Raw genomic sequence first — 18,998 nt, 5'->3', positions numbered from 1 at the left:
AACACGGGTTCGTGCCTTTCCGGTGCGGGTTCCGCGAGGGTTCGCACACCTCTTCGTGTGGGATCGTGCAGAGCTGACCAGGCCTGTCGCACGGATTGTGTACGTGTTGTATACACGTGCTATGCACCGTAGCAGGCGGAATGCGACAAGGGAAGATCGATCCCCATCACCTCAGAGAAACCCCAGATTAGATCCTAGAAAAATGCGCGCACGGGCGATGGGTCGCCGCGTGCTTCGTGCGCAAAGCGTTACCAAATCGCACCTTGCGCGATCCTGAGCCGCCGCGTATCGTCGCTCAGGACCAGGCTTGTCGACATGGGTGCAAGAGGCGGGGAAGACCCGCATCGGACTTCAAAGGAGAAGCACCATGTCACACAAGACCGCGCTCGGCGTCTCAGCCGTGATGATCACCGCGCTCGCGCTCACGGGCTGCAGCGGCTCGGGAGGCGGCTCGGGATCGTCGAACCCGGATGCCGTCGAGATCAATGTGCTCGGCTACGCCGCGCTCTTCGAGGATCAGTACACCACCGCTGTGATCGACGAATTCAACGCTTCGCAAGACGACATCGTCGTGAACTTCGTCCCGGCTCAGCACAGCGCTGAGATGCTCGGCAAGCTCCGCAGCGAATCAGCGAGCCCGACGGTCGACCTCGCCATCATGGATGCCTCGGTGGCGCACACCGGCAACCAGGAGGGGCTGTTCTCGAAGGTCTCGGCGGACGATGTTCCGAACATCGCCAATGTGGTCGATCTCGGGCAGAGCGCCGACGGCTTCGGCCCTGCCCTCACATTCGACAACCTCGTGGTGCTCTACAACACCGCCGAGGTGAAGACGCCCCCGAAGGGCATCGAGGATCTCTGGGACGCTCCGGAGAACTCGGTGTCGATCCCCGCGCCGCCGGATATCCAGGGGCACACGCTGACCATCCTCACGGCGAACAACCTGGGAGACGATTACCAGGAGAACATCGAGCCGGCGATCGAGAAGCTCTCGGAGCTCGCGCCGCTCGTGAACACCTGGGAGCCCGTGCCCGACGTGTACCAGCCGGTGATCTCGGGAACGTCGCAGTACGGCGTCGGCTGGAACGCCCGCGCGCAGTACTTCGCCGACGACTCCGATGGTGCGATGGGCGTGGTCCAGCCCGACGACGGGATCGGGTTCCAGATCAACACGATCAATCTCGTCGAGGGAACGGAGAACGCGGACGCGGCTCGGGAGTTCATGGATTACGCGCTCTCGAAGGAAGCGCAGGAGTCATTCGCCGAGGCGCTGTTCTACGCGCCCGTCGTCTCGGACGCCGAGGTGCCGGAGGCCATCACCGATCGGGTCGCCGACTCGGCTGATCCGAATATCGTCGACATCGACTGGATCTGGCTCGCCGATGAGCGCGACGCGTGGACCGAGCAGTGGCGACGCAACGTCATCGGGGGTTGATCATGACGGAGCAGCTCGATCCGGAGTACCTGTCGATCCGCAACCTGCAGAAGACCTATCCGAAGACCACCGCGCCAGCGGTGAACGATGTGAACCTCGACGTGCAGCAGGGCGACCTCGTCGCCCTGCTGGGCCCCTCCGGCTGCGGCAAGACGACGACGCTGCGCATGGTCGCCGGGCTCCTCGAGCCCACCTCGGGGGAGATCTACGTCAATGGGAAGGACGTCGTCTCCACTCCGGTGCACAAGCGCGGCATGGGCATGGTGTTCCAGTCGTACGCGCTGTTCCCGCACCTCACGGTGGAGGAGAACGTCGCGTTCGGACTGCAGATGCACAAGGTGCCGCGCGCCCAGGTCGCGCCGCGCACGGCCGAAGCGCTCGAGAACGTGCAGCTCGGGCATCTCAAGGCGCGCAAGCCGGCCGAGCTCTCGGGAGGCCAGCAGCAGCGTGTCGCGCTCGCCCGAGCGCTCGTGATCCACCCGACGCTGCTGCTGCTCGATGAGCCGCTCTCGAATCTGGACGCGAAGCTGCGGGAGGCGATGCGCCGGGAGATCCGCAACATTCAGCAGGAGTCGGGAACCACGACGCTGTTCGTGACGCACGATCAGGATGAGGCGCTCGACATGGCGGATCGCATCGCCATTCTCAACAACGGTGTGATCGAGCAGTACGACCGTCCGACGGCGATCTACGAGAGCCCGGCGACGAAGTTCGTGGCGAACTTCGTCGGCAAGGCGAATTTCTTGGAGGTCGGCTCGGTGTCGGGCGGATCGGGCGGGAGCTATCAGGTGCAATCCGACCTGTTCGGGAGCTTCGCCGTGGCAGGTGCCAGCGGGATCACGGGCGAGGCTTCGCTCGTGGTGCGCCCGCACCGGGTCTCCGTCGAGGCGGGTGGCGACCGCATGGGGACGCTGCCCACGGCTCGGGCACGGGTCATCGCATCGAGTTACACGGGCAACGTGCGCAGCTACGACCTGCGGCTGGACGGCGGGCAGGTGATGCGCGCCGACAAGCTCAGTTCGCCGCAGGACGAGTTGCGCATCGGCGACGAGGCGTACGTCTCGTTCGAACCGGGCGACGCGCATCTCGTGCCGGAAGGGTGAGGTGAGTCCGATGACTGCAACGCACACCAACACCGAGCTCATCAGCGTCGGCATGAAGTCGAACCGGGCGCGCAACCGTTCCCGGCTCTCCGCCTACGGACTCGTGCTTCCCGGAGTGATCGGGCTCTTCGTGAGCTTCCTGGTGCCCCTGTTCGTGATGATCCGCATGTCTCTCAACGAGAACGGATCCGGCGGCCAGCTCATCGAGACCTTCACCGTCGCGTCCTACGGCAAGGCGCTCTCCGATCCCTTCTACTGGGAGGTCGTCGGCAACACGCTGATGCTCGGGCTCGTCTGCGGGCTCGCCGCCGTGGTGCTCTCCTACCCGATCGCGCTGTTCCTCACGCGCACGACGTCCCGCTGGAAGGGCGTGCTGATCGCACTCGCCATCGCACCGCTCCTCACGTCTGCGGTGGCACGAACCTTCGGGTGGATGGCCATTCTCGGCGATCAGGGGGTCATCAACGCGGCCCTCATGAACATGGGGCTCCTCAGCTCGCCGCTCCGGTTGAGCAACAACTTCCTCGGCACCTCGATCGCGCTGGTGGAGATTCTCATGCCCTACGCGATTCTCGCGATGATCTCGGGGTTCGGGCGCATCAACAGCTCACTCGAAGAGGCCGCCGGATCGCTCGGCGCCTCAAAGGTCAAGGTGTTCCTGCGAGTGACGCTTCCGCTGTCGCTCCCCGGCGTGTTCACCGGGTTCCTGCTCGTCTTCGTGCTCGCGGTGAGCTCCTTCGTCACCCCGAAGCTGCTCGGCGGCGGACGCGTGTTCATCCTCGCGACCGAGGTGTACAGCGAGGCGACGCAGACGCTCAACTGGCCGTTGGCTTCGGCCCTCTCGGTCATTCTGCTCGTGGTGTTCGGCGCGATCGTCGCCGTGTATCAACGACTCATCAAGCGATTCGAAGGGTGATGCGCCATGGCTAAAATTCTCAATCGGATCATCGTGACGATCGTGTACCTGTTCCTGCTCGCCCCGATCATCGCGGTCGTCATCATCTCGTTCAACGATTCGAAGAGCCTCGCGATCGAGTTCGGCGCACCGTCGTTCGAGTGGTACCAGAGCATCCTCGAGAACACCGATCTGATGGACGGCGCCCGCGTCAGCCTCATCACCGCGGTGATCACGGCGGTGGTCGTGCTGCTGCTCGGCGTGCCCGTCGCGCTCGCGATCGCCCGGTACGAGTTTCCCGGCAAGGCCGCGGTGTCAGGGTTCTTCCTCTCGCCGCTGCTCGTGCCCGGCGTTGTGCTCGGCCTCGGGCTGCTGCTGGTGTTCCAGCCGGTCGGTCTCGTGGGGACGTATCCGGGCATCGTGCTCGCCCACTTCGGGGTGACCGTGCCCTACGTGATCCGTACGACGCTCTCGAGTCTGACGACGAGCGACATGCGATGCGAGGAGGCGGCTCGAGTGCACGGTGCGAACTCCTTCACCACGTTCCGGCGCGTGACGCTTCCGATCATCGCTCCCGGCATTCTCGCGGGCGGCGTGATGGCGTTCATCATCTCATTCGACGAGGCGGTCATCTCGCTGTTCGTCGCCGGATCGGGCCATACGACGCTGCCGGTCGAGATGTTCCGATACCTGCAGTACCGCTCGGACCCGGGCCTCGCCGCACTGTCGGCGATCCTCATCGCACTGTCGGTGGTCATCGTGCTCATCATCGAGCGCGCCGTCGGGTTGAGGAAGGTGGTGAACTCCTAGCGGCGGGTGGGCACTGACGCTCGGGCGCAGGCCCGCGGTCAGTGCCCGCCGCCGGTGTAGGGGCCGGTCACCGCGAGCCGCTCGAGGTGCGCGGGGAGGGCGAAGCGCGGATCCCACCCCGTCACCGCGTCGAGGTCGTCGCCGGCGGCGAGCTGCGCCGCCCATTCGCCGAGCTGCGGTGAGAACTTGAAGCCATGGCCCGAGAGTCCGGTCACCGTGACCACCCGGCCGCTCGCGCTGCGGTCGACGACGGGCAAGCGGTCAGGGGTGTACGCGCAGTGGTGCACGCTCTGCCGCACCGGCTCAGGGTTGATGCCGGGGAAGAGTTCGGAGGCGCGCTGGCCGATCTTGATGAGCTCGGCGCGCGTGTGCGACACGGGCACGTCGTCGACGTCGCGGAACACCGGCCACTCCGGGTTCGTGCACGCTTTGAAGGAGTAGCCGTCGAAGCTCGGCGCCCCGAAGAAGTGGATCGGCCCGGCATCGCGCAAGAAGGCGGGGAACCGCTCTGGCACGAACTGCTCGGGGTGCCGCGGCATGAACCAGGTGAGGCCGAGCACCTGCAGGCGCAGCAGATCGTTCAGCTCCGGGGAGAGGCGCGTCGACCAGGATCCCGAGGCGACGACCACCGTGCGGGCGAGCCAGGCGCCCTGCGTCGTGCGCACCACGACGCCGTTGCCGCGCTCCTCGAGCTCGAGCACCGGGGTGTTGAAGTGCAGCTCGGCGCCGTTCGCCTCGGCGAGGTCGAGCGCCGACATCACGGCGACCTCCGGGCGCAGGCCGCCGCCGTGCTCGTCGAGGAGTGCGACGTCTCCGTCGGCGATGCGGTGCTGCGGGTACTGGGCGCGCAGGTCTTCCGTGCTGAGGAGGCGGTGCGGAATGTCGAATTGCCGTACGGTGCCGATCGCCGTCTCGAGATCGGGGAAGCCCTCGGGGGCGATGCTCAGGCAGCCCACCTCGGCGTAGATGTCGCGGCCCGATTCCCGCTCCAGCTCGCGCCAGAGTTCGCGCGAGCGTTGGATCATGCCGACGTAGGTGCCGCCCTCGTGCACGGCGGTGCGGAAGACGCGGGATTCGCCTGCGTAGGAGCCGTGCGGGTGCACGCGCCCGTACTGCTCGATGCCGACGACCGTGAGGCCTTCGCGCTTGCTGAGCTGCCAGAGGGCCATCGAGCCGACAGTGCCGGCGCCGATGACGATCACATCTGCGTGCTGAAGTTCCATGAGTCCTCTATCTCCTGTGGTGTCGTGGCTCGTGCGGTGTCGCGGGTCGCCTAAGCGAGTGCCGGAGTGTCCCAGAGGTTCAGCTTCGTGCCGATTCCGTCGCGCACGGCATTGCGGTAGACCTGCGTCGCCCAGGCGACGTCTTCGACCGGCATGCCGCCCACCGAGTAGATGAAGATCTCGTCGTCGTCGGTGCGGCCGGGGGTGATTCCGCGGATGATCTCGCCAACGTCTTCGAACTGCTCTGGCGCCATCCGGCCGTCGCGCACGCGGTCGACGAGATGGATGCCCCAGATGCCGACCGTCTCATGGGCGGGTTCCGGCAGTTCCTCGGCCCACGCCTGGTAGATCTTCCGAGCGTCTGCGACGTGGCGCGAGCGCTGTACGAGCGACTCCTCGACGGCGAGATGCGCCGAGCAGCAGATGAAGGCGCCGGGCTTCACCCATTCGTCGCGAACGAGGGGGTAGTGCTGCGAACCCGACTGACTGGGCACTGCGATGCTCACGATGTCGGATCCGCGCACGGCGGCTTCGAAGCTGTCGACCTGCTCGATGGTGAGCTGCGGAAACTTCTCGGTGGCCCAGGCGATGAAGGTGTCGATGCCGCCCTGGCTCCGGCCGAAGACGCGCACCGTGTCGATGCCGGGTCGCACGGCGAGAAACGACTCGAGCGAGGTCCGGTTCATCGGGCCGGGCCCCACGATGCCGACCACCCGGGCGTCGTCGCGGGCGAGGTAGCGTGCTCCGACGCCGGGAATCGCGCCCGTGCGGTACGCGCTCAGCAGGTTCGCCGACATGATGGCGAGCGGCGCGCCCGTGTCCTTGTCGCTGAGCGTGAACATCAGGATCGAGCGCGGCAGACCGCGCTCCTTGTTCGCCACATTCGACCCGTACCACTTGCATCCGGCCGCCTGGTAGTCGCCGCCCAGGTAGGCGGGCATCGCCATGAAGCGGCGATCCGGCCCGTCCACGGGCATCCCGGGGAAGGTCTCGTGCTCCGGGAAGAAGATCTGCGCGCCGTGCGAGTTGTTCTCGGTGCCGGCCATCCGGTAGTCGCCCGCCGCGAAGAGGCCGAGCATGTCCGACATCGTGTCGACGCAGGCGGGCATGTCTGTGACCCCGGCGCGGATCATGTCGGGTTCGCTGAGGTACAGGAAGTCGATGCGGGTGTCGTTCGCGGTGTCACTGGCGGTCTGGGGCTGCGGCACGTCGGTGTGTCCCTTCGATCGTTCCCGGCTGCGGTGCTCGGGATGGTCTGCGCGTGCAGACTCGGGTCGGGTGGGACCACCCTAGAACTATCCATATGGATAGTCAAGTGCGCAGCGCACCTCGGAGGCCCCGGATCGCGCGCGCCGGTTCAGTCCGCGCTCTGGGCCTGGGCCACGAGGGCCCGGAGCCGCGCGAGCGCCGGCTCCACGCCCTCCGGCAGCACCAACTGCTTGAACACGATGCCATCGAGGGTGAACCAGATGAGCTCGGTCAGCTCAGCGTCGCGCACGCCGAGGCGGGCCAACTGACGTGAGATCGCCTCCCGGTACGCGAGATAGTGGCGCTCCGCGAGCGGCCGCAGTTCGGGTCGACGTCGGGACTCGAGCAGGAGTTCGTACTGGAACGCCTGCATCCCGCTCTCGCGATCGGCCAGCGACTCGATGCCAGCGGCGAACGTCGCTGGCGTCAACGCGTCTCCGACCATGTTCGAGCCTCTGAGGCTCTCGTCGATGGCGTACTCCATCGCCTCGGCGACGAGCTGATCCCGCGTTCCGAAGTGGTGGCGCACCAGCCCGTGAGAGACGCCGGCCTCGGCGGCGACCGCGCGATACGTCAGCGCCCGGAGTCCGCCGGCGGAGACGACGATCACGGTGGCGCGCAGCAATGCCTCGCGGCCGGAGAGGTCTTTCATGCTGTCGAGCGTACTCGTCGCACCGCCATGTCCGATTCCGGCGTGCGCGGCGGGCTCCAGCCAGCGAAGATAGTCACGTGACCCCGCCGCCCCCAGCCCTCCCGCTCGATTTCGACGCCTGCTATCGTGCGGCTTCCGGACGCGACGGACGGTGGGACGGGCGGTTCTACCTCGGGGTGACGAGCACGGGAATCTACTGCAGGCCGTCATGCCCGGCCAGAAAACCGCTGCCGGGGAACTGCCGTTTCTTCCCGAGCGCGGCTGCATGCGTCGCCGCAGGATTCCGGGCGTGCAAGCGGTGCAGGCCGGAGGCCGTGCCGGGCACGCGGGAGTGGGACGTGCGCGGTGACCTGGTCGGCCGAGCCGTGCGCCGCATCCGCGATGGCGCCGTCGACGCGGCGGGTGTCGCAGGGCTGGCGAGGGAGCTCGCGGTGAGTGAGCGGCACTTGCGCCGCATCCTCATCGAAGAAGTCGGCGCCGGGCCGCTGCAGCTCGCGCTCACGCGCCGCGCGCACGCGGCACGGGCGCTCATCGACGAGACCGATCTCCCGCTCGCGGATATCGCGTTCGCGGCGGGGTTCGGCAGTCTCCGGCAGTTCGGCGAGGTGATGCGCGAGCAATTCGGCGTGGCGCCGTCGAAGCTGGCTCGGCGTCACGGCGAGGCCGCCTCCGGACCGAGCTCCGACGAGCGACCCATGCTCGCACTGCGGATGCGCACCCGCGCACCCTACGACGCGGCCGCCCTGCGAGCGTCGCTCGTCGCTCACGCCATTCCGGGACGAGACGTCATCGGACTCGACGGCTCGACCGAGCACGCACTCGACGTCGGCGGAGGCACCGCCGTCGCGCGTGTGCACTGGGGCGAAGTGCCGGAGGCAGCGGGGGAGCCGGCCGAGCACGGAGCGACGATCGCGATCCCGGTGGCCCTCGAGCTGCCGTCTCTCTCCGACGCGATGCGCGCCATCGAGATCGTGCGGCAGATGCTCGACCTCGACGCCGACCCCCTGCAGATCTCCGAAGCGCTCGGCGCAGATCCTCGGCTCGCGCCCCTGGTAGCCGCACGCCCCGGCCTGCGCATGCCGGCGGCGCGGTCGGCCCATGAGACGGCGCTCGGCACGGTGCTCGGCCAGCAGGTGTCGCTCGCCGCCGCTCGCACCCTGCAGGGGCGTCTCGCGGCGCGCTTCGCCCGGCCCCTCACCGGGGTCGCCGCAGCCGCCGGATTCCACGGTGGGATCGACGTCGCTGCGATCGCCCGAGAATCGGCCGACGAGCTGCGCGAGGCGCTCGGCCTCACGCGCAGTCGCGCCGAGACGCTGCGTTCGCTCGCCGTCGCCCTCGCCGGCGGGCTCGATGTCAGTGCGAGCGCCGACCGCGAACATGCGCGGCGCGAACTCGCCGCGCTGCGCGGGGTCGGGCCGTGGACCGTCGAGATGATCGCGATGCGGGCGCTGGCCGATCCCGACGCCTATCCCGCCGGAGATCTGATCCTGCGCCGAGCGCTGGGCGATCCTGCCCCGAGGGCGGCCGAACGGATCGCCGAACCCTGGCGGCCCTACCGCAGCTACGCGACCCAGCACCTCTGGGCCGACTTCCTCGCCTCGTCTGCACGAAAGGACCTCGTATGACCACCAGCCCACTCACGCGCACCGTCGTCGATATCGTCGGAGCGCCGTTCCACGCGATCTGGTCGCCCGAGGACGGGGCCATTCGCGCCGCCGGTTTCGCCACCGAGCTGGATCCTGATGCTGAGTCGCTCACGGCGCGTCTCCGCAGCATCGACGCGGGCGTCGCCGAGCGCGGGATCACCGACGCCGCTGCGGCCCCTGGCCCGGTTGCCGACCCGATCGCCTACGCGCTGCTGGCCTACGCCGACGGAGACGTGACCGCCATCGATGGACTGATGGTGCGTCAGCCGGAGACGCCGTTCCGCGGCGACGTGTGGCGCGCGCTCCGCGAGGTGCCGGCTGGCCGGGCCGTGACCTACACCGAATTGGCCGGGCTCGCCGGTCGCCCGTCTGCGGTGCGAGCGGCGGCGTCGGGCTGCGCCAACAATCTCGTCGCTCTGGTCGTGCCCTGCCACCGCATCGTGCGCAGCGACGGAGGTCTGGGCGGCTACCTCTTCGGCGTGGATATCAAAACGCGCCTGCTGCAGCACGAAGGTGCGCTCCGGCGCGAGCTGTTCTCCGATTGAGGCCGCCGGAGTCGGGCGGGAGGCTCAGGCCGGCGAGTAGCGATTGCGCAGCTCTGCTGCGCGGCGAATGTCGCCCTCGAGCGCGGCGGTCTGCTCGGGAGCGAGCGTTCCGTCCTTCTTCGCATTGTCGAGGCGCTCGAGCCCGGCCTGCACTTCGTTGTCCAGGCCATCGAGCACGATCTGCTGAATGCTCTTCGGGAGGCGCTGAAAACTTGTCGTATCCATACTGACAAGTTACAAGGTGTCGGGCGCATCCGTCACATTGCGGTAGAAAATCTGTGCGTGTTGTGCGCGAATCGGCGAGCCGTTTACTCCACCGAGACGTCGATCAGCGCTGTTCTCTGCTCGGTCGGATCGTCGGGCACAGCGCCGCGGAACTGGTATTCGAACTGGATCTTCGTCATTCCGGTGCCGGTCGCGGTGAACCGGTACGCGAGTTCGCTCGGTCCGCCCACGCTGCCCTCCTCGCCGGCGTACTCGCTCACCTTCTCCCCGTGCGTCAATATGGAGGGGTCGGGTTCACTGATCATCACCCAGTCCGAGCCGACCGACGCGTTGACCTCGCCGAAGTCGATGACGAGTTCCGTCCCGTCCTCGATCGTGACCGATGACTCCTCGTATCCGACGGTGACGCTCGCCGGAGCAGCGCACCCCGAGAGCACGACTGCTGAAAGTGCCGCGGCTGCGAACGCAAGGGCGGGCAGCGCGCGAGATCTCATGCGCTCACGATATCGGCTGAGGCGTCGCACTGTCTTCCGCTCTCTCGGGCGTTCCCCGTCTGGCGAGCACCGCGGTCCAGATGAGGCCTGAGACGAGGAGCAGCGCACCGGCGACATTCCAGGCGACATCGTAGGGCAGCAGTTCGACCCCGTAGCGGATCTGGTGGAGCCGAAGGATCTTGTGGTCGACGATCCCGTCCCAGAGCTGGAACAACCCGAGCCCCACCAGAAACCCCGCCCAGGCGGCGGCCGCCCAGAACGTGCGACGCCGACGCGCGTCGAGCATGAGGAAGAACCCGAAGACGAAGCCGAAGAGCTCGGCCGCGTGCAACAACCCGTCGGAGAGGATGGCGATGTCCGGGCTGGCGTTGTCGTAGAAGTGATGCCAGGCGAGGATCTGGTGGAAGACGATCTCATCGATCGCCGCCATCATGGCCACGCCGAGCAGGAAGCCGGCCCAGTAGGAGCGGAAACGCAGCGGAGACCCTCCCATCCGACTGCTCGTGCCCATCATCATGATGCTCCCTTCGTGCGTCGGCTCCCGCCCTGCGCGTCTGTCGCTGTGCGCCGGACGACTGACATGGTGGTGGTCGTGGCCCCCAGACGTCGGCCCGTCGCGCGATACCATTCCGCGCAGAGCAGCACGATCAGCACGAAGTCGACCGCGTCGCCGCCGGTGAACATGAGCCGAGCTCCGGTATGCGCATCCGCTACGGGGACGCCGGGTGGGGGATGCGCGTAGAGCACCTTCGCCAGAATGCCGTGCGCAGCGAGCGAACTCACCAGGACGACGCTGCGCATCACGAAGCCGGAGCGGTGGGGCGACGGATCGATCCCGACCAACGCATACGTGTAGAGGTATCCGGCAGCCAGAACGTGGAGCATCACGAGCAGGTGCACCAGCACGTCCCGCTGCATCAGCTCGTACAGCGGTGTGCGGTACAGCACCCACAACCCGCCCACGTTCAGTGCGGCGGCGACGACCGGATGCGTCAGCACGCGCGCGAGCGGGCTGCGGAGCAACCAGCTCAGACGCCGAGCCGGATCGACGCCCAGGGTCCGCAGCGCCAACGTCATGGGCGCGGAGAGCACCAGCAGGAGGGGTGCGGCCATGCCGACCAGCAGATGGGCCGCCATGTGCGCGACGAATGACTCGTGCGCGGCTGCGGCGAGCGGACCGATGAAGCCGGCTGCTGCGGCGAGCACGCCGGCGATCCAGAACACCGTGCGGAACCACGGCCATGATCGTCCGCGCTGCCGACCGATCGCGGTCGCGGCGAGGTAGACGGCGATGGCGACCAGCACCGGGATCAGAGCGATGAGGTCGGAGCTGACACCGCTCGACGGGGAACCGTGCGTGTGTGCGGGGATCACGGTGCTCCGCCTGCGGTTGTGCAGGTGATGGGGTCACCTGCTCGCGCCAGTTCGCTCGCCCAGCGGGGTCGGTGCAGGGGGCGTGAACTCATGCCCAGAGGCTACGTGCGAGTGGGTGTACTGAGAGGAGGGTTGACTTCCTCAGCTGCCGAACGTGCGCGTGAGTCGCACGACGAGCAACCCGATCGCCATCAGCAGGCCCAGGTAGCTCAAGACCAGACCGATGATCGCGGTCCATACGAGGGGCCCTGAGCGGAGGATCGCCTGATGGCCGACGGCGACGCCACCGCAACTCAACCCGAGAAGGATCACGTACGTGGTCACATCGCCCGCCTGCACGAACAGGTACAGGATGCAGAGGAGACCGAGCGCGAGCGCGATCAGATGCCGCACGCGGTGATCCTGCTGCGAACCGGTCATGCATTCGAGCCTACAGTTCGCTCGGAACGCGCGTGACGCGCGTTCTCTATCGAGCCCGAGGGTTTCAGCTGAGCGCGAGGCGTCACGCCCGTTCCGAACCCGCGCTCTCGGCGCGACCCTCCTGTTCGGCGCTACTGACCTGACGCGCCGCTCACGCGAGCCCTTCTGGTACGTCGGTCTTCGAGGGCGGCGCTGACGAACCCCGCGATGGAGAGGTTGATGCCACGGCGGCGTTCTCCGGCTCGTTCAGGGCGGCGGCGCTCGTATCGCTGCAACTCCGGCGTCAGTTCTTGCGGTCTCGCATCCTGCGGACGAGCACGACGATGCCGAGGAGTGCGAGGCCGAGCCCGAGGATCATGCGGCAACGGTAACAGGCGAACGCGAGAAGCTGATCGCCGAAGCTCGTTCACGCTGCAGCGTCGTTCCCGCACGTCGTCGACTCGCGTTCATCAGCTCAGCGGAGATCCGGAGTTCCGACGACGCTCGGCCTGCTCCTCGGAGTGCTTGCGGAGGGCGGAGAGCGTGGCACCGCGGACGATCACCCAGAGCAGGCCGAGCCAGACGAGGCTTCCGATGATCGAGGCGACGACAGTGAGGACCATGATCGTGTCGATACTGGGAAGGAAGGGGTTCGGCTGCGGCTGCATGCGGCCAGCCTACCTAGCCGCCAGCGGGCAACCGTAGCCGATGCTTCTCACTCCTATAGATGGCAGGTGCCGCCCGACGAGGTCGGGCGGCACGCGGCCTACTTGCCCATCTTCAGCGTGTTCGCTGCGGCCTGGTTCTTGTCGCGCTTCGCCTGCTTCTTCTCTTTCGCAGTCGAAGCGGCAGGCTTCTTGGCGGCCTTCTGGCCTTTGTCTTTGGACATGATGATGCCTCTTTTCCGGGTGCGACCACCCTGACCCGACCATAGCCCACCCAGGCTCGGAGGTCACGGACGAGGAATGGGCGACGGAACCCCTGTTGCTCGGACGGGGCACGAAGGAACCGGGGAAAACGAAGAACGGGCCCAATCGTGGAGGAAAGGGCCCGTTCAGAGGGGATGACGGGAATCGAACCCGCGCTATCAGCTTGGGAAGCTGAAGTTCTACCATTGAACTACATCCCCGATACGGAATCACGAGGATTCCGACTCACCCACCGTAGCAGAAAGTGGCTGAGTACTCGGCACCGCCGCTACTGGCAGACGGCGGCCTTCGCGAGCGCTTCGGTCTGCTCCTCGGCGCTCCACGTCAGTTCCGGCGCGACGCCCTGCGCTTGTGCGAGCGAGGCGAGTTGGAATGCGAGCGACTTCGCGAAGCCCGCCCCCGCCGAGGAGTTGTTGAGCGAGACGACGACGGAGAAGCCGCTGTCGGGGTCGCTGTAGGCGGCGGTGAGGGTGCCGGTGATGGCCCCGCTCCGGCCGTACAGCGGCCCGACCTTCTCCACGCCGAAGCTCCAGAGACGACCGTCCATGGCGATCTCCTCGGTGGGTTCGCCGTTCTCGTCGCGCTCGGGGTTCTTGGTCGGGAAGGCCTCGGTGACGACTCCGGCACTCTCCCCGCCGAAGGTGCCGCTGAGGTACCCGTCGTAGAAGTTCTTGAGGTCGGTGACGGTCGTGACCGTCGCGCCCGCTCCCGCGAGCATCGAGGGTGACACCTCGGCTACCTCGACCGGTTCGGCGTCGCAGACTGCCTTGCCACCGCTCGAGGGATAGGTGAGGCCCTGCAGCGTGTCGCCGGAGATCGTGGTGCTGTTCAGGGCGGGGAAGTACGTCGATCCCATATTCGCGTCGGAGAAGACGTGATCGCGCAGCAGGTCGGGGATTTCGAGCCCGGTCTTCACCTTCAGGGCGCGGGCGAGGAGCACGAGGTTCGAGTCCGACTGGTGGAAGTCGAGCCCCGGCCACGATTCGGGTGACCGCGAGAGCCCCTGCGCGAGCAGCTCCTGCTCGGCCCACGGCCGCGTCGGGTTGTTCGCGAAGATGTCGGCGAAGCCGCTCTTGTAGTCGGCGATGCCGGACCGCATCTCGCAGAGCTGCCGGTACGTGACGTCTTCGATGCCGGACTGGCGGGTCAGATCCTCCGACACCTTCCCGTCCAGATCGATCGTTCCCTCATCGACGAGGTCGAGCATGAGTGCGCACATGACCGGCTGGGTCGCCTGTGCTCCGCGGATACTGACGGAGCCGTCGACCCCGCTGTCGCCGTACCCGCGCAGATACTCGCTTCCATCGTTGCCCCAGACGCCGACGACGGCTTCGGTCGAACCGCTCTGCTGCATGGCCGACGCGATGGCGTCATCGATGCCGCTCGCGAGTGCCGGGTCGACGGTGTTGACGTCGGCGGAACTGGTCACCGAATCGCCGTCGGTGCATGCCGTGAGACCGAGTGCGGCGACGACGATGGCCCCGACGGCCAGCAGGCGGGTGCGAGGGGCAAAGCGCGGAATCAAATTCGACCGCCAATCTCGAAGGTGAATTGGACACAGAACACACGGGAGTCTACTGCGTGCGACTGGGAAGTTTGGCGCCGGGTAGGGCGAAGTGAGGCCACCCTTACTAGACTGACGTGGTGACGAATTTTTCGGATGACGTGATCTCGGGCGTGACCCGGCACATGAACGGCGACCATATGGCCGACAACCTCCTGATCGCGCGTGCTTTCGGGTACCCCGGCGCCACCTCGAGCACCATGGTGGGCGTGACCGGCGCCTCCGGTCGATGGCTCGTGACGGATGCCGAGGGAGAGCACGAACTGACGGTGGAATGGCCCGGTGGCCCGATCACGGAGCGACCGGAGATCCGGCGAGAGGTCGTCGCGCTCTACACCGCGGCGTGCGCGAAGCTCGGTGTGCCGGCGCGCGACGAGCACGGCGCGCAGCCGCAGAGCGACGCTGCGGATGCGTCCGTCGACGCGCCAGCCGCAGCGCCAGAGGACCGGCCGTTCTCCGTCGTCATCCGTGAGAGCTCGTGGTCGGATCACTCCGACAGCGAGGGGGCGACGTTCATGGAAGACATCATGCGCGGGAAGGGGTCGCTGCAGGACTACATCGATCTCGTCGCACAGCATTACTTCATGTACGAAGCCCTCGAGGCTGCCGCTGATCAGGTCGCCGCAGACCCGCGCTTCGCCGGTTTCCATTCGCCGTCGCTCGTGCGTCTGCCAGCACTCGAGGCGGACCTCGTGCACCTCATCGGCGCCGACTGGCGCGAGCAGATCGTCGCCGTTCCTGCAACGCTCGAGTATGCGGCGCGCATGCGGGAGGTCGCGGCTGAGGGCTGGGCGGCCGGCGTGGTCGCGCATCACTACACGCGGTATCTCGGCGACCTCTCGGGCGGGCAGTACATCGCGAAGCGCGTCGCGAAGCAGCACGATCTGCCGAGCGCCGGCATCGCGTTCTACGATTTCTCCGAGCTGGGCGATCTCGCCGAGTTCAAGCATCAGTACCGGGCGGCGCTCGATGTTCTCGGCGAGCAGCTCGACGAGGCCGAGCGCGCCCGGATGCTCGACGAGGTGCGCGCGGCGTACGCATTCAACACGGCGGTTTTCCGCGATCTGGGCCAGGCGAAGCTCGCGGTGGCGTAGTCGCCGTCACGCGATGCAGGATCAGGGGATCGGGCGGAGCCCGATCCCCGCACGCGTACTGTCTTTGCGGCGAGTGCTTCCGCTCAGACGGACTCTTCTTTGCCGCGCATGAACCGGACGACATTGGGGTCGACGATGACGTCGCGCGGCTGCAGCGGACGCTGCAGGTACAGGCCGTCGAGTGAGCGCACGCGGCTCAACGCCACATACGTCTGACCCGCGCTGAAGGCTCTGGGTCCGAGATCGACGACCGCTGCGTTGTAGGTGTGTCCCTGCGACTTGTGCACGGTGACCGCCCAGGCGAGGCGCAGCGGAAACTGCTCGAACTCAGCCACTACCTCTTTCTCGAGTTTCTTCGTCTCGGCGTCGTACCGGTAGCGGTACCGCTCCCAGACCATCGGTTCGACCTCGAACTCCTCGCGATCCACCTCGACCCACACGGTCCCGTCGACGCGCGAGACGGAGCCGATCGTGCCGTTCACCCAGCGCCCGTCCGAGTCGTTCCGCAGGAACATCACCTGCGCTCCCGGTTTCAGCTCGAGCACCTCGTCGGCGGGGTAGGTGTTCTCGCGGAACTCGCCGTTGATCTCGGCGACCGCGCGAAGCGATGAGCCGGTGATCTCGGAGAGGCGCTGGGCGTTGAGGCGATTCACCGTGGCGTTCGTCGTGGCGAGGGTGATGACGTCGCGCGGGGCTGGCCGCGCGCCCGCCGAGTTCAGCTCGTGCGCCTGATCCTCGGTCACGACCCCGTGGCGCACCGCGCCGAGAATCTGTTTGAAACGGTCGTCGCGCTGACGGTGCACTTCGAGCAGTTCGATGGTCGAGAGCGGCGTCGATGTCCACACGTTGGCGTCGAAGAACCACAGCGAGCGGTACGTGTCCGCGAAGTAGGCGCGCTCGTGGGGGTCGCGCGGAGGCACGGGCGGCAATTGGTAGGGGTCGCCGAACATGATGATCTGCGCGCCGCCGAACGGATCGTGCTTCTTGCCGCGCGCGAGGCGCAGCGATCGGTCGATCGCGTCCATCAGGTCGGCCGACACCATGGAGATCTCGTCGATGACGAGGGTGTCGATCGCGGCGAGCATCTTCTTGAGCTCAGCGGGCTGATCCAGCTCGTGGTCCGCGATGATGCCGGTGGGCAGCCGGAGCAGCGAGTGGATCGTCTGCCCGCCGACGTTGAGCGCGGCCACGCCGGTGGGGGCGCATACCGCGATGATCTTGCTCGTGTTCCACGAGAGGTGGTTCAGGATGGTCGACTTACCGGTGCCGGCGCGGCCGGTGATGAACAGGTGCTCGCGGGTGTGCTCGATGCGTTCGTAGACGGCGAGCTGCTCGGCGGAAAGTTCAGGACGGGCCACCCGAACAGGCTACTGCCCCAGGGCCCGTGCTGCGCGCCTCACCTGGGGGCGCGCACCGGAAGCAGCAGCAGGAGCCCGATGAGCAGCACGGCTCCGATGCCGATGATGCCGAAGATGGTCGCGCCCCCGATCGCGATCGCGATGGTGAAGCCCGCGGGTGCCAGGAACGAGACCGCGCGGCCGGTGGTGGCGTAGAGGCCGAAGATCTCTCCTTCTCGGCCCGGCGGAATGAGCCGGGCGAGGAACGAGCGGCTCGCCGACTGCACCGGTCCGACGAAGATGCAGAGCAGGAGACCGAAGATCCAGAACACCCACGAGCCCGAGTCGTGCAGCGCGAAGACGAGCATGGCGCAGATGACCATGAGCACGATCGACCAGACCATGACGCGCTTCGCCCCCAGCTGATCCTCGAAGAAGCCGACGAGGATCGTCGCCAGCCCCGCGACGACGTTCGCCGCGATGGCGAAGAGGATCACGGTCGTGTTGTCGAACCCGAAGCTCCGCGCGGCGATCACTCCGCCGAACGTGAAGACTCCTGCGAGCCCGTCGCGGAACACGGCGCTCGCGATGAGGAAGTGCAGGGTGTGCCGCGCATCGCGCCAGAGGCCGGCGACGCTCCGGAACACGTCGGCGTATGCGCGCAGGAACCAGCGTCCCTTGCTCTCGGGGTGAGCGGCCGCCGGGATCTCGGGCACCGCGAAGAAGACGGGGATCGCGAAGACGGCGAACCACGCGGCGGCGAGGAGCATGGCGATGCGCACGTTCCAGGCGCCATCCGAGGTGACGCCGAACCAGCCGACCTCGGGGAAGATGAACCCGACGAGGATGAGGGCGAGCAGTACGATCCCGCCGAGGTACCCCATGCCCCAGCCCAGGCCCGAGATCTTGCCGACGTTGCCGTTGTTCGCGATCTGCCCCAGCATCGCGTTGTAGCCGACGCTCGCGAACTCGAAGGCGACGTTGCCGATCGCGAGCAGCACGAGGCCGAAGATCAAGAACTGCTCGTCCGGGGCCACGAGCACCATCAGCAGGGTGGAGACGACGACGATGCCGGTGTTGATGCCGAGCCAGGTCTTCCGGCGTCCCGCTTGGTCGGTGAGGCGCCCGATCACCGGCGCGAACAGCGCGACGACGATGCCGGCGACGAGCAACGCGATCCCGAGCTCGGCCGAGACCCGCTCTTCCGGGCCGAACGGGGCGCTCGTGATGTAGACGCTGAAGACGAAGGTCGTGACGACCGCGTTGAACGATGCCGACCCCCAGTCCCACAGCGACCAGGCGAACACGGTTCGCTTCTTCACGGAGGCGGGGGCGGCTGGGCCCGACGCGGCGGGGGCCGGCAGCACGTGGTCGCTCATGGGATTCAGCGTAGCCCCGTCACGGCTCGGGGTGAGGAGCTTCGCTGCCGTTCATGGCTCCGTCATCTTCCGTTGGTTCCCTGGTGCGCGCTTCCGCTCCGCCGTAGGCTCGGGCCGGAGGCGCAGGAGCTTCCCTGACCCGAGGAGCCAGAATGCCCATCCAGCACACCGTCGTTTTCCGCCTCATCCACGCCAGCGGGTCTTCCGAGGAGGCGGAGTTCTTGGAGTCGGCGGCGCGTGATCTCGCGCAGATTCCCGGCGTGAACGGGTTCACCGTGCAGCGCCAGATCAGTCCGAAGAGCGGCCTGGAATGGCAGTTCTCCATGGTGTTCCTCGACGAGAGCGCGTTCCGCGCCTACAACGACCATCCGGCTCACGTCGAGTTCGTGCGGGCGAGGTGGGCTGTCGAGGTCGCCGAATTCCAGGAGTACGACTTCGTCGTGCACGTGAGCTCGGACGAGCGCTGAGACGTTCGCACTTCTCATTCTGAGAGTTGAGTGGGATCGACTCAAGTTTTGCCGTGCAGACTTGACCTTCGCTGAGCGGCGAGTAAACTTGAGTCCAACAGGCTCAACATCGTGAGCACTCGCGCTCTCGTGCGAGTCGGCGGTGACGAGCAGTCTCCGGCCAGGCGCTTCGTCTGGTC

General features: G+C 67.2%; 21 protein-coding genes, 1 tRNA gene and 1 pseudogene. 9 read left to right on the top strand and 14 right to left on the bottom strand.

What is annotated here, in order from left to right; all coding sequences use genetic code 11:
• The first annotated feature begins 367 nt into the window (after positions 1–367).
• From JE033_RS07020 to JE033_RS07005, 4 genes are read left to right on the top strand one after another with little or no spacing between them, the layout of a single operon-like run.
• On the top strand, positions 368–1,435 hold the full coding sequence (locus JE033_RS07020; protein WP_090146338.1) for an extracellular solute-binding protein: 1,068 nt from the start codon (positions 368–370) through the stop codon (positions 1,433–1,435).
• Positions 1,436–1,437: 2 nt separating this feature from the next.
• The gene (locus tag JE033_RS07015) at positions 1,438–2,538 is read left to right on the top strand and encodes an ABC transporter ATP-binding protein (RefSeq protein ID WP_090146341.1); all 1,101 of its coding nucleotides are present in this window, start codon (positions 1,438–1,440) and stop codon (positions 2,536–2,538) included.
• Positions 2,539–2,548: 10 nt separating this feature from the next.
• Positions 2,549–3,454, top strand: a complete 906-nt coding sequence (locus JE033_RS07010) for an ABC transporter permease (RefSeq protein ID WP_200330354.1) — start codon at positions 2,549–2,551, stop codon at positions 3,452–3,454.
• Positions 3,455–3,460: 6 nt separating this feature from the next.
• Positions 3,461–4,243 carry an ABC transporter permease gene (locus JE033_RS07005; protein WP_090146343.1) on the top strand — a complete coding sequence of 261 codons (783 nt, stop codon included), beginning with the start codon at positions 3,461–3,463 and terminating at the stop codon, positions 4,241–4,243.
• Positions 4,244–4,281: 38 nt separating this feature from the next.
• Here JE033_RS07005 and solA read toward each other — a convergent pair whose 3' ends face one another.
• The 3 genes from solA to JE033_RS06990 form a co-directional block, all read right to left on the bottom strand.
• Positions 4,282–5,466, bottom strand: coding sequence for an N-methyl-L-tryptophan oxidase (gene solA / locus JE033_RS07000; RefSeq protein WP_090146345.1), 1,185 nt, complete (start codon positions 5,464–5,466; stop codon positions 4,282–4,284).
• Positions 5,467–5,516: 50 nt separating this feature from the next.
• Positions 5,517–6,674, bottom strand: coding sequence for a tyramine oxidase subunit B (locus JE033_RS06995; protein ID WP_200330352.1), 1,158 nt, complete (start codon positions 6,672–6,674; stop codon positions 5,517–5,519).
• 149 nt (positions 6,675–6,823) lie between these two features.
• Complete coding sequence (locus tag JE033_RS06990) at positions 6,824–7,366, bottom strand: TetR/AcrR family transcriptional regulator (protein WP_200330350.1); 543 nt, start codon at positions 7,364–7,366, stop codon at positions 6,824–6,826.
• Between JE033_RS06990 and JE033_RS14920 the strand changes: the two are divergent.
• The 3 genes and pseudogenes from JE033_RS14920 to JE033_RS06980 form a co-directional block, all read left to right on the top strand.
• Positions 7,339–7,665 (top strand): annotated as a pseudogene (locus tag JE033_RS14920) (Ada metal-binding domain-containing protein); the annotation flags it as partial. The gene JE033_RS06990 and the pseudogene JE033_RS14920 overlap by 28 nt on opposite strands.
• Before the next feature lie 39 nt (positions 7,666–7,704).
• Positions 7,705–8,991, top strand: coding sequence for a helix-turn-helix domain-containing protein (locus JE033_RS06985; protein WP_370567935.1), 1,287 nt, complete (start codon positions 7,705–7,707; stop codon positions 8,989–8,991).
• The gene (locus JE033_RS06980) at positions 8,988–9,557 is read left to right on the top strand and encodes a methylated-DNA--[protein]-cysteine S-methyltransferase (RefSeq protein WP_200330346.1); all 570 of its coding nucleotides are present in this window, start codon (positions 8,988–8,990) and stop codon (positions 9,555–9,557) included. The genes JE033_RS06985 and JE033_RS06980 overlap by 4 nt, the downstream gene beginning before the upstream one ends.
• 24 nt (positions 9,558–9,581) lie before the next feature.
• Here JE033_RS06980 and JE033_RS06975 read toward each other — a convergent pair whose 3' ends face one another.
• The 9 genes from JE033_RS06975 to JE033_RS06940 all read right to left on the bottom strand — a co-directional run bounded on the left by JE033_RS06975 (position 9,582) and on the right by JE033_RS06940 (position 14,503).
• Positions 9,582–9,782: a hypothetical protein gene (locus tag JE033_RS06975; protein ID WP_090146358.1), complete on the bottom strand. Its 201-nt coding sequence runs from the start codon at positions 9,780–9,782 to the stop codon at positions 9,582–9,584.
• 83 nt (positions 9,783–9,865) lie between these two features.
• Positions 9,866–10,276 (bottom strand): hypothetical protein, encoded by a 411-nt coding sequence (locus JE033_RS06970; RefSeq protein ID WP_090146360.1) that lies wholly within the window; start codon positions 10,274–10,276, stop codon positions 9,866–9,868.
• A 4-nt stretch (positions 10,277–10,280) separates the two neighbouring features.
• Positions 10,281–10,793, bottom strand: coding sequence for a DUF2243 domain-containing protein (locus JE033_RS06965; RefSeq protein ID WP_234037111.1), 513 nt, complete (start codon positions 10,791–10,793; stop codon positions 10,281–10,283).
• Positions 10,790–11,650 (bottom strand): cytochrome c oxidase assembly protein, encoded by an 861-nt coding sequence (locus JE033_RS06960; RefSeq protein WP_200330344.1) that lies wholly within the window; start codon positions 11,648–11,650, stop codon positions 10,790–10,792. The genes JE033_RS06965 and JE033_RS06960 overlap by 4 nt, the downstream gene beginning before the upstream one ends.
• A gap of 141 nt (positions 11,651–11,791) precedes the next feature.
• Positions 11,792–12,070 (bottom strand): hypothetical protein, encoded by a 279-nt coding sequence (locus JE033_RS06955; protein ID WP_090146368.1) that lies wholly within the window; start codon positions 12,068–12,070, stop codon positions 11,792–11,794.
• Between the two features lie 449 nt (positions 12,071–12,519).
• The gene (locus JE033_RS06950; protein WP_090146372.1) at positions 12,520–12,717 is read right to left on the bottom strand and encodes a hypothetical protein; all 198 of its coding nucleotides are present in this window, start codon (positions 12,715–12,717) and stop codon (positions 12,520–12,522) included.
• Between the two features lie 98 nt (positions 12,718–12,815).
• Positions 12,816–12,938: a hypothetical protein gene (locus JE033_RS14765; RefSeq protein ID WP_255536989.1), complete on the bottom strand. Its 123-nt coding sequence runs from the start codon at positions 12,936–12,938 to the stop codon at positions 12,816–12,818.
• A gap of 169 nt (positions 12,939–13,107) precedes the next feature.
• Positions 13,108–13,178: transfer RNA gene (locus JE033_RS06945), tRNA-Gly, on the bottom strand.
• 68 nt (positions 13,179–13,246) lie between these two features.
• Positions 13,247–14,503 carry a serine hydrolase gene (locus JE033_RS06940; RefSeq protein WP_200330342.1) on the bottom strand — a complete coding sequence of 419 codons (1,257 nt, stop codon included), beginning with the start codon at positions 14,501–14,503 and terminating at the stop codon, positions 13,247–13,249.
• A gap of 119 nt (positions 14,504–14,622) precedes the next feature.
• On the opposite strand from JE033_RS06940, the gene JE033_RS06935 reads away from it, so the two are divergent.
• Positions 14,623–15,636, top strand: coding sequence for a biliverdin-producing heme oxygenase (locus JE033_RS06935; RefSeq protein ID WP_370567917.1), 1,014 nt, complete (start codon positions 14,623–14,625; stop codon positions 15,634–15,636).
• Between the two features lie 83 nt (positions 15,637–15,719).
• On the opposite strand, the gene JE033_RS06930 is transcribed toward JE033_RS06935, so the two are convergent.
• Positions 15,720–16,994 carry a DEAD/DEAH box helicase gene (locus JE033_RS06930; protein ID WP_200330340.1) on the bottom strand — a complete coding sequence of 425 codons (1,275 nt, stop codon included), beginning with the start codon at positions 16,992–16,994 and terminating at the stop codon, positions 15,720–15,722.
• A 38-nt stretch (positions 16,995–17,032) separates the two neighbouring features.
• A complete protein-coding gene (locus JE033_RS06925; protein WP_200330338.1) occupies positions 17,033–18,352 on the bottom strand; it encodes an MFS transporter in 1,320 nt (439 codons plus the stop codon).
• A 152-nt stretch (positions 18,353–18,504) separates the two neighbouring features.
• On the opposite strand from JE033_RS06925, the gene JE033_RS06920 reads away from it, so the two are divergent.
• Positions 18,505–18,819, top strand: a complete 315-nt coding sequence (locus tag JE033_RS06920; protein ID WP_200330336.1) for a Dabb family protein — start codon at positions 18,505–18,507, stop codon at positions 18,817–18,819.
• The last annotated feature ends 179 nt before the right edge of the window (positions 18,820–18,998 follow it).

Origin of the sequence: Leucobacter sp. L43, assembly GCF_016597785.1 — a bacterium.
Classification (GTDB): domain Bacteria; phylum Actinomycetota; class Actinomycetes; order Actinomycetales; family Microbacteriaceae; genus Leucobacter; species Leucobacter alluvii.
This window is presented reverse-complemented; position numbering and strand designations above follow the sequence as displayed.